Source organism: Pseudidiomarina mangrovi (assembly GCF_003999375.1).
In the GTDB taxonomy this organism is placed as follows: domain Bacteria; phylum Pseudomonadota; class Gammaproteobacteria; order Enterobacterales; family Alteromonadaceae; genus Pseudidiomarina; species Pseudidiomarina mangrovi.
In genome coordinates this window covers 57,275-72,523 of record NZ_RJLC01000014.1, presented here as the reverse complement: position 1 = coordinate 72,523, position 15,249 = coordinate 57,275, and the positions used below count along the sequence as shown (strand labels likewise).

The 15,249-nt window shown below is 51.0% G+C and carries 11 protein-coding genes; 4 read left to right on the top strand and 7 right to left on the bottom strand.

All coding sequences use genetic code 11. The annotated features are described in order from the left end of the window. Positions 1-6: 6 nt before the first annotated feature. Together tdh and EFO84_RS06060 are read right to left on the bottom strand one after the other, a co-directional pair. Entirely contained in the window at positions 7-1,032 is a 1,026-nt protein-coding gene (gene tdh, locus EFO84_RS06065; RefSeq protein WP_127347161.1) for an L-threonine 3-dehydrogenase, read from the bottom strand. A 22-nt stretch (positions 1,033-1,054) separates the two neighbouring features. Further along, complete coding sequence (locus EFO84_RS06060; RefSeq protein ID WP_127347160.1) at positions 1,055-2,248, bottom strand: glycine C-acetyltransferase; 1,194 nt, start codon at positions 2,246-2,248, stop codon at positions 1,055-1,057. 137 nt (positions 2,249-2,385) lie between these two features. Between EFO84_RS06060 and coaD the strand changes: the two genes are divergently transcribed. Then, on the top strand, positions 2,386-2,883 hold the full coding sequence (gene coaD, locus EFO84_RS06055) for a pantetheine-phosphate adenylyltransferase (protein ID WP_127347159.1): 498 nt from the start codon (positions 2,386-2,388) through the stop codon (positions 2,881-2,883). A gap of 4 nt (positions 2,884-2,887) precedes the next feature. Here coaD and EFO84_RS06050 read toward each other — a convergent pair whose 3' ends face one another. After that, complete coding sequence (locus EFO84_RS06050; protein ID WP_127347158.1) at positions 2,888-4,213, bottom strand: sodium-dependent transporter; 1,326 nt, start codon at positions 4,211-4,213, stop codon at positions 2,888-2,890. A 150-nt stretch (positions 4,214-4,363) separates the two neighbouring features. Between EFO84_RS06050 and pckA the strand changes: the two genes are divergently transcribed. Further along, positions 4,364-5,962 carry a phosphoenolpyruvate carboxykinase (ATP) gene (gene pckA, locus EFO84_RS06045; protein WP_127347157.1) on the top strand — a complete coding sequence of 533 codons (1,599 nt, stop codon included), beginning with the start codon at positions 4,364-4,366 and terminating at the stop codon, positions 5,960-5,962. A 63-nt stretch (positions 5,963-6,025) separates the two neighbouring features. Here pckA and EFO84_RS06040 read toward each other — a convergent pair whose 3' ends face one another. After that, on the bottom strand, positions 6,026-7,093 hold the full coding sequence (locus EFO84_RS06040; protein WP_127347156.1) for a GGDEF domain-containing protein: 1,068 nt from the start codon (positions 7,091-7,093) through the stop codon (positions 6,026-6,028). Further along, the gene (locus EFO84_RS06035) at positions 7,094-9,118 is read right to left on the bottom strand and encodes a S9 family peptidase (RefSeq protein ID WP_240642652.1); all 2,025 of its coding nucleotides are present in this window, start codon (positions 9,116-9,118) and stop codon (positions 7,094-7,096) included. A gap of 117 nt (positions 9,119-9,235) precedes the next feature. Here EFO84_RS06035 and EFO84_RS06030 point away from each other — a divergent pair, with 117 nt between their 5' ends. Further along, complete coding sequence (locus EFO84_RS06030; RefSeq protein ID WP_127347155.1) at positions 9,236-11,014, top strand: SLC13 family permease; 1,779 nt, start codon at positions 9,236-9,238, stop codon at positions 11,012-11,014. Here the strand turns inward: EFO84_RS06030 and fabR are convergent. Beyond that, entirely contained in the window at positions 10,983-11,603 is a 621-nt protein-coding gene (gene fabR, locus EFO84_RS06025) for an HTH-type transcriptional repressor FabR (protein ID WP_127347154.1), read from the bottom strand. The two genes, EFO84_RS06030 and fabR, sit on opposite strands and share 32 nt — an antisense overlap. A gap of 152 nt (positions 11,604-11,755) precedes the next feature. On the opposite strand from fabR, the gene EFO84_RS06020 reads away from it, so the two are divergent. Beyond that, the gene (locus tag EFO84_RS06020) at positions 11,756-12,880 is read left to right on the top strand and encodes an acyl-CoA desaturase (protein ID WP_127347153.1); all 1,125 of its coding nucleotides are present in this window, start codon (positions 11,756-11,758) and stop codon (positions 12,878-12,880) included. On the opposite strand, the gene EFO84_RS06015 is transcribed toward EFO84_RS06020, so the two are convergent. Further along, complete coding sequence (locus EFO84_RS06015; protein ID WP_127347152.1) at positions 12,864-15,194, bottom strand: Tex family protein; 2,331 nt, start codon at positions 15,192-15,194, stop codon at positions 12,864-12,866. The two genes, EFO84_RS06020 and EFO84_RS06015, sit on opposite strands and share 17 nt — an antisense overlap. Positions 15,195-15,249: the final 55 nt, after the last annotated feature.

Sequence of the window (15,249 nt, the reverse complement as noted above, 5' to 3'; positions counted from 1 at the left end):
ATGCTGTTACTCCCAATTCATCACTACTTTGCCTGATTGGCCTGACGCCATCAACTCAAATGCAGCTTGATAATCATCAATGTGGAACTGATGGGTCAGAATTGGCTCAAGATTCAAGCCTGACTGCAATAACGCCGCCATTTTGTACCAGGTCTCAAACATTTCACGACCATAAATACCTTTGATAATCAAACCTTTGAAGATCACAAGGTTCCAATCAATAGCAATCGGTTTGGCCGGAATGCCGAGCATGGCAATCTTGCCGCCGTGATTCATGGTGTCTAACATTTGATTCAGAGCTGATGGTACGCCCGACATTTCTAGGCCAACATCAAAACCTTCTTTCATACCCAGGTCAGCCATCACATCGCGCAGGTTTTCTTTGCTGACGTCCACAGCGCGGGTAGCTCCCATCTTCTTGGCTAAGTCTAAGCGATAGTGGTTTACGTCGGTGATCACCACGTGGCGCGCGCCAACGTGACGGCAAATAGCGGCGGCCATGATACCGATTGGGCCAGCACCGGTGATGAGTACGTCTTCACCGACCAAATCGAACGACAGTGCGGTATGCACAGCGTTGCCAAAGGGGTCAAAAATAGCCGCCATATCATCGCTGATGTCGTCGGGTAATTTGAACGCGTTGTCGGCAGGAATCACTAAGTATTCAGCAAAGCTGCCTGGGCGGTTAACACCAACTCCCAAGGTATTACGGCACAAGTGGCGGCGGCCAGCACGACAGTTACGGCAATGGCCACAGGTAATATGGCCTTCACCAGATACCCGGTCACCAACGTTAAAGCCTTTGACACCGTCGCCCATGGCTTCAACCACACCGGCGTACTCATGGCCCACCACCATCGGTACTGGCACGGTTTTTTGTGACCACTCGTCCCATTTATAGATGTGAATATCGGTGCCACAAATGGCGGATTTTTTAATACGAATTAATAAATCATTGTAGCCATACTCTGGTTTTTCCGCGTCGGTCATCCAAATGCCTGGCTCGGCATGTAATTTCGCTAATGCTTTCATTGAAATAGTCTCCACCAAAAACTTAAATAATGCCGAGTTCTTTACCGATGCGGATAAAGGCTTCAATAGCCCGGTCTAGTTGCTCGCGGCTGTGGGCTGCTGACATTTGCGTACGAATACGCGCTTTGCCACGTGGTACCACTGGGAACGAGAACCCAACCACATAAATACCTTCTTTAAGCAAACGTTCGGCCATTTCGGCGGCTAAGCGAGCGTCGCCAATCATCACTGGGATAATGGCATGGCCGGCACCGCTTAAGGTGAAACCAGCCGCAGTCATTTGCGTGCGGAAATGATTGGCGTTGTCCCATAATTGAGCGCGTAGGGCATCACCATTCTCTAATAACTCCAGCACCCGAATAGAGGCTTGCACTATCGCTGGCGCCACAGAGTTGGAGAACAAGTAGGGGCGTGAGCGCTGACGTAACCAGTCGATAGCCGCCTTTTTGCCAGAAATATAGCCACCCGAGGCGCCACCTAAAGCCTTACCGAGGGTACCGGTAAGAAAATCAATACGCCCCAGTACGCCGCAATATTCGTGAGTACCTTTACCGTTAGCGCCTAAAAAGCCAGTCGCGTGGCAATCGTCCATCATCACCAAGGCGCCGTATTGGTCGGCTAAGTCGCACACACCCTTCATGTTGGCGATCACGCCATCCATTGAAAATACGCCGTCGGTGGCAATCAAAATGTGCCGTGCACCATCGGCCTTGGCTTGCTTAAGCTGCGCTTCAAGATCGGTCATGTCGTTATTTTTGTAGCGATACCGCTTGGATTTGCTCAAGCGAATACCATCAATGATACTAGCGTGGTTGAGTTCATCACTGATAATGGCGTCTTCTGGGCCCATCAGTGTTTCAAACAAACCACCGTTGGCGTCAAAGCACGATGAGTACAAGATGGTATCTTCGGTACCCAGAAAGCTGCTGAGTTTCGCTTCCAGGGTTTTGTGAATATCTTGCGTGCCGCAAATAAAGCGCACTGAGGCGGTACCAAAACCGTGCTCATCAAGGCCTTGTTTAGCAGCGGCAATCAGCGCATCGTTGTTGGCCAAACCAAGGTAATTATTGGCGCAAAAGTTGAGTACATGCTGGCCGCCAACCACGGTAATCTCAGCATCTTGGTCGCTGGTGATGATCCGCTCTTGCTTGTACAGCCCCTCTTGCTTGAGCTCCTCAAGTTGCTGCTCAAGCTGTTGATAAAAATCGTGCTTCATGTAATTCTCCAGTCGCGCGCTAAGGCTTGTCATAACAACCACAGGTTGGCTGCTATTATTACGTGGCAAAGTTAGTGCTATAGTTTAACCGATTCGAGGGGCGCTGCGCATCCTCATTTATGCAGCAGGAGATAATCATGCACAAGCGAGCGATTTATCCAGGCACCTTTGATCCCATCACCAATGGCCATGCTGATCTGATTGAGCGGGCTTCTAATTTATTCAGTGAAATTGTTGTTGGAGTCGCCAAAAGTCCCAGTAAAAACCCGCTATTTAGCCTTGATGAGCGGGTTGAGTTGGTGCGTCAGGTGACGCGCGATTTGGCCAATGTCACGGTGGTTGGCTTCAGTGGTTTGTTGGTGGACTTTGCCAAGCAGCAAGGTGCAACCGTACTGATCCGAGGACTGCGCGCAGTGTCTGATTTTGAATATGAGTTTCAGTTGGCCAACATGAATCGCCGTTTGTATCACGATTTAGAGAGTGTATTTTTGACCCCAGCCGAAGAGAACTCATTTATCTCGTCAACCCTGGTCAAAGAAGTCGCGCTGCATCATGGTGATGTCAGTCAGTTCACTGATCCCGTTGTAGCGGCGGCGTTACAAGCAAAAATCAAGCAACGCCAGCGCGACCAGTAAGGGTTTAGAACGCTACGTCAATAAACACCCAGCTGAGTAATAGCGGACACACCAAGCGCAAATGCCAGAACAGCAAGCGATAACGCAGCTGCTTACTGGCAAGCTCACGAACGCGGTTGCTGCGGGTCCACAGCCAGCCAATGACCAGAAAATAGAAGAGCCCACTGAGCGGCAATTGAAACTGTGTAACGTAGCTCACCACCCAGCCAAACAGAGGATCAAAAAAGTACACCAACACGGTAGCTAAGGCCATGATTAATAAGGCGAGCAACCCTGCTGCGCGGGGCCGAGCAAGGTGGTGCCGTTCAATACAATAGGCCAACGGAATTTCCGCCACAGCAATGGTGGAGGTCAGTGCTGCCACCGATAATAGACTGAAAAAGGCAAAACCAACCCACGGACCAGCGTTACCTAAACGACTGAATAACTCAGGGAGTACCTGGAAAATTAATTGCCCTTCGCCAATTAATTCACCATTAGCGGTAACAGTCATACCTTGGGCCATGGCTACATAAAGCGCTGGAATGATCAACAGCCCGGCCAGCAGGGCAATGACCGTATCCAGTGCAGCAACGCTAACGGTGAGGCGGCCTAAGCGGGTGCTAGGGGCGAGGTAGCTGCCATAAATCAACATGCCGCCTAAACCAATGGATAGTGAGAAGAATGCCTGCCCCATGGCGGCGACGAGTATATTCGGATCGCTCAAGGTACTAAAATCAGGCACTAAATAAGCGCGAAAACCCTCTGCAGAACCCGGCTGTAAGGCAATAAACACAATCAACCCGAGTAACAGCACTACCAGCAGCGGCATCAAGCGCTTTGACCAAGCTTCGATACCGTTTGAGATCCCTCGAGCAACCACGCTAAATGTGAGGCTAATAAACAGCCCCAATAGCAGCAAATCACGACCGGTACTATCGTTGGCTAACCAGTTTGCAGCGCCCGGTAATGCAAGCCCAGTGGCAAGCGCGGCGAGCCCTTGGGCGACCATCCATGCGGCCACCAAATGATAAAAACTCAGCATCAGCACGGCACCAAGCACATTGAGATAGCCCATGCCACGGCCTGCCAATGGGCCTATAGGGTGCTTGGTCTGGCTCAGTTGCTCCAACGCGGTGACGGGGTTTGCTTGTGCCTGCTGGCCTAAACTGAGTTCGGTATAAAGCGCCGGAATAGCGAGCAGTACGACCACTGCTAAATACACCAGAATAAATGCAGCGCCACCGTGATTGGCAACTTGCGTTGGGAAGCCCCAAATGTTGCCCAAACCCACGGCAGAACCGGCTGCAGCTAAGACAAAACCAAGCCTAGTGTGAAAACTATCGCGCATACAGCCCCCCGCTAAAAGCGGTCATTCTAGCCGTTTTAACCACGCTTAGACTATTTTTTTTGCGCTTTTCAGAGTAGAATCGCGCACCAAACACGTAATACCCGTGATGAATTTCTTTTTTCAAATGATCAGACCCGCAGGAGTCCGCTAATGACTGATCTGGATTTACGCCAGTACGGCATCACCGACGTTACCGAAATTGTGCATAACCCGTCATATGAGATGCTGTTCGCAGAAGAAACGCGGAGTGACTTGCAAGGTTACGAGCAAGGCAAAGTAACCCAATTAGGCGCTGTATCAGTCGATACTGGAATCTTCACCGGTCGTTCACCAAAAGATAAATACATTGTCCGTGATGACACCACCAAAGATACCTTTTGGTGGTCTGATCAAGGCAAAAACGATAATAAAGCCATTAGCCCAGAGGTATGGGCTGATCTGAAATCGACCGTGACACAGCAACTTTCAGGCAAACGTTTGTTTGTTGTCGATACTTTTTGCGGCGCCAATGCCGATACTCGCTTGTCAGTGCGCTTCATCATGGAAGTTGCATGGCAGGCTCATTTCGTCAAAAACATGTTTATTCGCCCAAGCGACGAAGAGCTGAAAACCTTCAAGCCAGACTTTGTGGTGATGAATGGTGCCAAGTGCACCAACGCCAAATGGCAAGAGCACGGCTTAAACTCGGAAAACTTCATTGCCTTCAACCTGACTGAGCGCATCCAATTAATTGGCGGCACCTGGTACGGCGGCGAAATGAAGAAGGGCATGTTCTCGATCATGAACTACTACCTGCCGTTGCAAGGTATTGCTTCGATGCATTGCTCAGCCAACGTCGGTGAAGCGGGCGATGTGGCGGTATTCTTTGGCTTATCAGGTACCGGTAAAACCACGTTATCAACCGATCCAAAACGTCGCTTAATTGGCGATGACGAGCACGGTTGGGATGATGATGGGGTGTTCAACTTTGAAGGCGGTTGCTATGCCAAAACTATTAACCTGTCAGAAGAACAAGAGCCGGATATCTATCGCGCCATTCGCCGCGATGCCTTGTTAGAGAACGTCACAGTATTGGCTGACGGTAGCATCGACTTTAACGACGGCTCAAAAACCGAAAATACCCGGGTGTCTTACCCAATTCACCACATTGACAACATCGTCAAGCCGGTTTCGAAGGCTGGGCATGCTAAGAAAGTGATCTTCTTAACGGCTGACGCTTTTGGTGTGCTACCGCCAGTGTCTAAGTTAACCAAAGCGCAAACCGAGTATTATTTCTTGTCGGGTTTTACCGCCAAGTTAGCCGGTACTGAGCGTGGTATCACGGAACCAACGCCAACTTTCTCAAGCTGTTTTGGTGCGGCATTTTTAAGTCTTCACCCAACTCAATACGCCGAAGTGCTGCGTAAGCGCATGGAAGCTTCAGGCGCGGAAGCTTATTTGGTGAACACTGGTTGGAACGGTACCGGTAAGCGTATTTCGCTAAAAGCCACACGCGCTATCATTGATGCCATTTTAGATGGCAGCATTGAAAATGCTGAATTTGTGCAGTTGCCGTACTTTAATTTGGCGGTACCAACGCAGTTGCCTGGTGTGGATAGTCACATTCTTGATCCACGCAACACCTATGAGGCAGCGCAGGATTGGGAAGCAAAAGCGTACGACTTGTCGAAGCGTTTTGTAGAGAACTTTGTTAAGTTTACCGATACCGCTAATGGCGCGGCGTTAGTAGCAGCCGGCCCGCAGATTTAAACGGCTCTACAAGCTGAAAGCATTCAACAAAGCCCGCCATACAGCAGTGTATGGCGGGCTTTGTTATAACATGCGGACGCAGTTACGACCGTCTTCTTTAGCTTGATACAGCGCTTCATCGGCGCGCCGCACCAGTGCGGTGACGCTATCGCCGTGGCGAAAACGGCCAATACCAATACTGACCGTGAGCGTCAGCTCGTTAGCAAAGACGTGGGCGGCCATAGCGGCGCGCAGCGATTCGGCTAAGTCCCCAGCACTGACTGCATCGGTGTGTGGGCAAATCGACATAAACTCTTCACCACCCCAGCGGCCTATCGCACAGTTCTCATGGGTATGACGTTGCAACAATTGAGCTGCTTGAATGAGCATTTGGTCACCCGTTAAGTGCCCATAGCTATCGTTGATTTGCTTGAAAAAATCAATATCCATCAACATCACGCACAATGGCGTTGATTTTAATTGTGCTTGCGCAAGTTGCTCACCAAGAATTTGATCGAGCTTACTGCGATTGATTAAACCAGTTAATGAGTCGGTGGTGGACAAGTGCTGCAATTGAGTGTTTTTTCGCTCCAATGCCTCGAAGGCCTCAGCGCGCGTCAACTCAAAGTGGCGAAACAGTAGAATCAGAATAGTGGTGGCGAGCAGCATGTTAGATAGCGACTCGGCTTTAAATATTGCTGGTCGCCAATACGGCGACTCAATGGCAATAAAGCTAAAGCAATAGACAAAAAACACCACAGAGAGATAAAACCCAACCTTGCGACCCAATAAGAAGAAGGCGACGGGCGGGAAGATGGTCAACCAATAGAGGGCATAGTTTCGACCTTCAGCACTCTGTATAAAAATCACCAGAATGGCGCCAATAAGCACCACAATCAGCCAAGCAACAAGCTCAACGTTATTGCGGTAGCGAAAGTACACCATAATCACTGTGGCAATAGCACAGCCGATAAAATCAACCACGGCCATGGCGGGTAGATCAAACACCGTGATATTCATGACGCCGATAGCGAAGAAATAAACTTGCAGCAGGGCAAGTATCGTCTCGATTAGCTGGACCCGCCGAAATTGCGGGTCCTCGCGGTCATAATGATGGCGGCTATGCCACCAGCCATGGAGCCATGGTTTCATCTACTTTAATTGCTCAGCATGTGGAAGTTCATGGGCTGGAGCAGCGGTACCGCCATCGACCAAAAAGTGCTGCATCCAACGCATTAAGCGCATGGAATAATCGAGCTGAGCAGCTGGCCGTGCATTACCGTGTCCTTCACCTGGATACAATACCAAGCGCACGGGCACCTTGCCATGAGTTTTTAAGTAGCGATACAACTCCATGGATTGACTCGGATGCACGCGGGTATCTTCTTTACCATGCATGATCAAAATCGGTGTACGTGCTTGTTCGGCATAGTAAATAGGGCTGCGCTCTAAATACCACTGCCATTTTTCCCACGGATAGCTACGGGCGTGCACGGCGTGCATCTCTTTGGCGATATCGGTGGTACCGAATTTGGAGATGTTATCGCTAATACCCACGAACATCACACTGGCCGCATAATGCTCAGTGTGCGCAGTAGCGCCCCACGCGGAGGCAAAACCGCCGTATGAGCCACCGGTAATACCGACCTTCTTGGCATCAACAATACCCAGTTCAATGAGATGATTTTTGCCATCGACTAAATCGTCGAATTCTTTACCGGCATAGTCGTTTTGGCCCAATTTGGAAAATTCTACGCCACGACCAGTGCTCCCACGATAGTTCGGGAAGAACAGCGCAAAACCGTTATTAGCGGCGTACTTCACTGGGCTACTGTAGCGGTCTAACCAGCCATTACTGTAGTGTGCTTCGGGGCCACCGTGCACCACCATAATCAGCGGGTAGGTTTGGCCTTCTTGATAGTTGGTGGGGTAGACCAAAATACCGTCAAGCTGCAGACCATCGCGCGCTTCATAGCTGATGCTGACTTGCTTGGGCATGGTCACTTCAGCAAGCAGCGGATTCGAGTCAGTCAGCCGAATCAAATCTTGGTTTTCAATCCGGAACAACTCAGTCGGATGCTCGGCAGTGTGGGCACGGGCGATGACTTCGCTGGTACCTGGCGCCGTCTCGATATCCACCACAATAGCGCGGCCTGGTTCGAGCAAGCTGCGGCTCTCAAGCCACTGCATGGTCAGCGCTTGTACTTCGCTTTCAGTGCCACGATGACCTAACCAAATCAACTCATCGTTACGACGCCAAGCGATGTCTTGTACATGACCCAGATAGTCCGGTAACACCTCACGTACTTGGTTATCTTGTTGGGTATCGTAAACGAATAGGCGACCATCGGCTGGGTCGTTGTAATCGGCTGCACCAATCACCGCTAAATAGCGACCATCAGGGGAAAATTCTGCTTGGCCTAATTTACCCACAGAAGCAAAACTGCTGACTACTTCGCCGGTAAAACTGAACAGCTGATATTGGCTGCTCATGTAGTTGTCATCGACTAATGGCGTTGGCGCGGTGCGCATTAATAGCTGCGATTGACCTGGGCGAAACGCCACGGACAGCACTTGCCGGTCACTGGTGACCGCCGTTGCGGTTGCTTCAGTTTGTTCAAAATCAACTAACCAAGCATGGGTAAACTCATGTTGTTCTTCGTAAATTTCTGCTTTAAAGCCCTTTTTGGCTAGCTTAGCTTGTTGATCATCGGCTTTCGAGCGGGCACGGAAGGCAAGATAACGGCCATCGCTGCTCAATGCGTAGCTGACGATATTGTTGGTGTGGGCGAACACCCGTTGTGCTTCACCGCCGCTGGTAGCGATCTTATACAAGCTGGTGTATTTGTCGTCACCGCGCTTACTTAAGAAATAAATGCTATCGCCATGAAATTGTATCGCACTGACCGGGGTCTTATTGCTGATATAAGCGATTGGCGCGGCTTCGCCACGAACCGTAAATAGCTCAATGAATGCGCTACCGTCATCGTCAACATACGGAGTGCGCGGCGTGACGCGGGTAAACGCAGTCAGTTGACCATCGGCAGATACCGCAGCGCTATTGATGGTTTTTAAGGTAACGGTTTCAGGTAAGGTGAGTTCACGTGCCAGTAATGGCATGCTGATCAGCACCAACACCGCACTGATCCCGAGCTTCGAAAACATCGATTGCCCCATGGTTTTCTCCTTGTTGATAAATAAGAGTCGCGGCAATATTAGCAGTAAATTTATTGACTTCCTAAGAAATCCAGCCAATCTGTTGAGCAGATACAATTTTTATACATGGAATGGCGAATGCTTGATCAAATTTTGATTGGCGCAGTGCTCATTGGCGCCTTAGTTTTGTTTGTGTGGGACAAATGGCGCTATGACTTAGTCGCCATGATGGCGCTATTGTTAGCCGCAGTGTTGGGCTTAGTGCCCAGTGATCAGGTGTTTACTGGTTTTGGCAATGCGGCGGTGATTACCGTCGCTGCGGTTTTGGTGATCAGCCATGCGCTGTGGCGCTCCGGCGTGGTAGATGCCTTAGCTGGCATGATGAAGCGGGTTGAGAAACGCCCTTTTTTGCAATTGGTGGCGCTGACCCTGTTAACCACCTTGTTATCTGCCTTTATGAACAATACCGGAGCTATGGCGATTATGATCCCAGTGGCATTGCAGCTGGCGCGCAGCGGTAATGGCAATGCTTCACAGGTATTGATGCCAATGGCATTTGGTTCACTAATTGGTGGTACCCTAACCTTGATTGGTACGCCGCCGAATATTATTTTGGCCGATGTCCGTGAGCAGGTGACGGGCACCGCTTTTGGCATGTTTGATTTTACCCCGGTCGGTTTAGCGCTGGCGGCGGCAGGTCTGATCTTTATGTGGATCGCCAGCCGTTGGCTGGTGCCAGCGAACAACACCCGCAGTTCCGCCAATACCCCTTACGATGTCAGTGCCTATTTAACCGAGCTGTATATTCCTGAAGGCAACCCACTAGTGGGCGAGACACTTTATGAGCTAGAAAGTAAAAGTAAAGAAAACTTCGTTATTGTGGCGCTTAAACGTAATGGTAAACAAATTACCGCGCCGCCCCGTCACCAGCGTCTGCGGGTCGAAGATGTCCTGATTGTTGAGGCCGATGCCGATACCTTGCAACAAGTACTCGATGCCACCAACTTAGAGCTCAATGCCGAAGAAGAATTTGAAGAACGCTTTCTCACCAGCGATGAGATTAAAGTGATTGAAGGTATCGTCGGTCATGATTCCCGGCTTATTGGCCGGTCAGCCGCAGATCTCCGCTTGCGTCATCGCTTTGGCGTCAACGTTTTAGCGGTTGCCCGCGAAGGGCAAACGTTAACACCCAACTTATCCAACGTACGCTTTAAGCCCGGCGATGTATTGCTGCTGCAAGGCAACGCTGATGTTTTGGATGATATTTTCCGGCGTTTTGGTTGCTTTCCGCTGGCGCAGCGGAGTATTCGTATCGGCACCCCGAAAAACATCTGGCGGCCGTTATTAATTTTCGCCGGTGCCATCACCCTCACCGCGATGAATATTCTGAGCGCTCCGGTGGCCTTTACCATTGCCGCCGGCATGATGGTGTTGACCAACGTGATTGCCCTGCGCGAGTTGTACGAGAACATAGACTGGCCGATTGTGGTGCTGTTAGGTGCGACCATTCCATTGGGTGGGGCGCTGGAGAGCACTGGTGCCGCTGACACCCTAGCCGGGCTAGCCTTGGCAGTCAGTGAAGATGCCCCAATCGCGGTCGCCATTACGGTACTCATGGTGGTGACTATGTTGCTCTCGAACGTGATTAACAACGCTGCTGCGGCAGTGCTGATGGCACCTATTGCGGTGAGTATGGCGGCCAGCTTGGCGGTTTCTATAGACCCGTTCTTGATGGCTGTAGGTATGGGCGCTGCCTTACCGTTTTTAACGCCCATTGGCCATCAGTCCAACATTTTGGTGATGGGCCCGGGCGGTTATGGGTTTGGTGATTATTGGAAGCTCGGCTTACCATTGTCAATATTGATGGTAGCGGTGGCTATTCCAATTATTTTGTGGGCCTTCCCAATTGCCGGATAGCATCGGCGCCACGAGCGACCATACGCACTTGGGCAATGGTGAGTTCGGTCAGTCGCTGGCGCTCGGTCGCGTCAGCGTCAATGGCATCAGCCCCAGCGCCAAAAACAATTCGTACGATAGCATCGGCCTGTAGCTCGGCGAGTTCGCGCGGGTAGTGCTGCTCGGCCACTAAATAATCCACTAGCTCAGCGGTAAAATGGTCCACTTCGCGTTGCACTGCCAAACGAAAGGCGCGGGAATTACCGGATTTCTCTTGTAATAGTAAGCGAAAAATCGGTGTTTGATTGGCCACAAAGGCCATAAAAGTGGTCACCGACGAGCGAATAATCGAACCACCACGGGCAATTTGTAAGCGTGACTGCCGCAGTAACTGGCGCAGCGCCAAGCCGCCCTCATCCACCAACGATAAGCCGAGCTCTTCCATGTTTTGAAAGTGGCGATAAAAACTGGTCGGCGCAATACCGGCTTCGCGAGCTACTTCGCGTAAGCTTAAACTGGCATAGCCATGCTCAGCCGAGAGCTGATTCATGGCCGCTTCAATCAATAAGCGGCGCGTCTTTTCTTTTTGTTGAGCGCGAATACCGGTCATACCACATCCTTAGTTGGGCAATCATTATGGCGGTGCTCTGGCACAAGTGCAATCACGACCAACAGTCGTGAGATTGGGGTAAAGTTACTTGCAGGAAAAGGCAATCCCGAGTACATTGAGCGTACACGTGTTAGCTAAAATGTTTGAGTTGTATGAAATCTACTGAAAAACCCCCTGTTATTTGGCTGAATAGCCTATTGTTCATTATTACTTTTGGCGTTGCTGTGATTGGTGTGCCTTGGTATGCCTTCAGCCATGGTCTATCCACCGGCTTGTGGTTGGCTATGCTCGGTACTATTGTGTTTGCCGGTATTTCCATCACCGCTGGCTATCATCGGTTATGGGCGCACAAAACCTATGACGCGCATTGGTCACTGCGGATCTTATTTGCCTTAGGTGGCGCCTTAGCGGTGCAAAATAGTGCGCTGCATTGGTCGTCTGATCACCGCGAGCATCACAAGCATGTTGACCACGATGAGCATGACCCATATTCGGCTAGCCGTGGTTTCTGGTATTCACACATTGGTTGGATGCTGCGTGAGTATCAAGCCAATCGTTACCACGATTACAATAATGTCAAAGACTTGCAGCAAGACCCAATCGTTATGTGGCAACATCGCAACTATCTAACGCTGACGCTGCTGACCGCCATTGGCTGGCCGATGCTGATTGGTTGGTTGCTCGGTGACATGCTGGGTGGCGTTTTGCTAGTCGGCTTTGCGCGGCTGGTGATCAATCACCACACCACCTTCTTTATCAACTCGTTGGCGCATATTTGGGGTAAGCAAACCTATACCGATCGCAATTCAGCGCGCGATAACGGCGTGTTGGCGCTGCTCACCTTCGGCGAGGGCTATCACAACTACCATCACATCTTCTCGGCCGATTACCGTAATGGTATTCGCTGGTGGCACTTTGACCCGACCAAGTGGTTGATTCGAGCCTGCTCGTGGATTGGTCTAACGCGTAATTTGAAACGTACGAATCCATACCAAATTGAGCGAGCGCGGCTTGAAATGGCGTTGAAAAAGGCGCAGAGCACCATTGGTAGTCGCTGTGCCGACAGTATGGCGCGTATTCAAGCCGAATATGATGCCTTGGTGGAGCGGTTGCGAGAGTATTATCAACTCCGCAAGAAACTATTTGATGCGCGTGCACAAGCCTTAAAAGACCAAATGCACTGGCCAACTGTTGCCGAATTGCAGCAACAGGTGACCTATTTACGTCGTGCAGTGAGCGCGCAAAAGCGTTACTTCATGACTATTTCTTTAGCTTAGCAAAGGCGTCGGCGAAGGCCGACCCCATGGCTGAACCGGCAACTGGCTGGGCTGCTTTGCCGGTTGCGCGTGGCGTAGCTGGGGTGGTGTTTTTTGCCGTGGCTGGTTTGCCTGGCGCCGCTGCAGTCACCTCATCGTGTAAGCGCATGGTCAAGCTAATGCGCTTACGCGGTACATCTACTTCCAGTACTTTTACTTTAACGATGTCGCCGGTCTTGACGATTTCGCGTGGGTCGCTGACAAATTTGTCAGCTAAAGCGGACACATGCACCAAACCATCCTGATGCACACCAATATCAATAAACGCACCAAAAGCGGCGACGTTAGTCACCACACCCTCTAGCGTCATGCCGGCCTTGAGGTCGTTGATATTATCCACGCCGTCTTTGAAGGTGGCAGTTTTAAATTCAGGGCGCGGGTCACGGCCGGGTTTATCCAGCTCGCGCAGAATATCTTGGATAGTCGGTAAACCAAAGGTGTCGTCAACAAAGCTCTTGGCATCGACCTGCTTCAGGGCGCTGCTATCGCCAATCAAGGCTGCCACGGGCTTACCTAATTGGCTGGCAATGCGCTGCACCAGTGGGTAGGCCTCAGGGTGAACCGCTGAGCTATCGAGCGGTTCACTACCATGCATAATGCGTAAGAAGCCGGCGGCTTGCTCAAAAGCTTTAGGACCTAAGCGGGCGACTTTGAGCAATTGCTCACGGCGCTCAAAACGCCCTTGTTGATCGCGCTGCGCAACGATGTTCTGCGCCATGGTTTTAGTCAAGCCCGCCACTCGCGCCAGTAACGCCACCGAGGCGGTATTTAAATCAACCCCGACGGCGTTTACGCAATCTTCCACCACTGCATCAAGGCTGGTTGCCAGCTGTGCTTGACTGACGTCATGCTGGTATTGGCCAACGCCAATTGATTTAGGCTCAATTTTCACCAGCTCAGCCAGCGGGTCTTGTAAGCGCCGGGCAATAGAAACCGCGCCCCGTAACGACACATCAAGATCAGGAAACTCCTGTGCAGCTAGCTCAGAAGCTGAATACACCGAAGCGCCGGCTTCATTGACAATAATCTTAGCGGCGCGAATGTCGCTGTTGGCCTTGAGCATGTCAGCCACCATTTTGTCGGTTTCACGGGAGTGGGTGCCGTTACCAATGCTAATCAGTTCAACCTTGTATTGCTTACACAGGGTCGCCAAGGTGCGCATCGACTTATCCATTTGGTTTTGCGGCTGAAACGGGAACACGGTGTTGGTGGCCAGCACCTTACCGGTGCTATCGACGACCGCAACTTTTACCCCAGTGCGCACGCCTGGGTCTAGGCCCATAGTGACTTTGTTACCCGCTGGTGCCGCCATCAATAAATCTTTGAGGTTATTGGCGAATACTTGAATGGCGTCGGCTTCAGCGCGTTCACGCACGGTGCCGAACAACTCGGTTTCCATGTGCAGCAGAATTTTGACTTTCCAGGTCCACTGCACGGTTTGCTGGAGCCAGGCGTCAGCAGCGCGACCGAGGTCACTAATACCAACGTGGCTAGCAATCAGTTGTTCGCCGTAACTGCGAGCTTTGGGGTCATCTTGCTGCGGGTCAGCATTGAGTTTGAGTTGTAGCATGCCCTCGTTGCGGCCACGAAATAAGGCTAAGGCACGATGCGATGGAATCTTCTTAATCGCTTCATTAAAGGCAAAATAATCACGGAATTTAGCCCCTTCGGTTTCTTTACCTGGGCTGACTACACTGACAATTTCAGCGTTGTTCCATAAGTAATCACGGACCTTTTTCAGCAATGCCGCATCTTCAGCAAAGCGTTCCATCAGAATAAACCGCGCACCTTCCAGAACGCTGCGGCTATCAGCGAAACCAGCATCGGCATTCAGATAAGCTTCGGCCAGTTGTTCCGGCTGCTGAGTTGGGTCTTCAAGCAAGCTCAAGGCCAGCGGCTCTAAGCCCGCCTCAATGGCAATTTGCCCCTTAGTGCGACGCTTGGGTTTGAACGGCAAATATAAATCTTCTAATTCAGTTTTCGACTCACAGGTTTGAATAGCCTGTTGCAGCTCGGGGGTGAGTTTGCCTTGCTCATTGATGCTGGCCAAAATGACTTGGCGGCGGTCATGGAGTTCGCGTAAATAGGTTAAGCGACTAGCTAAATTGCGCAATTGCGTATCATCTAAACCACCCGTCGCTTCTTTGCGGTAACGGGCAATAAATGGCACCGTGGCGCCATCGTCGAGTAGCGCCACAGCGGCCTGCACTTGCTGAGGATTAACCGCTAATTCACGGGCGATTTGTTGGCTGATAGCTAATTGAGAACTGTGCATAGAGGGTGTCATTGAATCCTTGCTGACGGCGGCGCGGCACTGAGACCCAACGCGG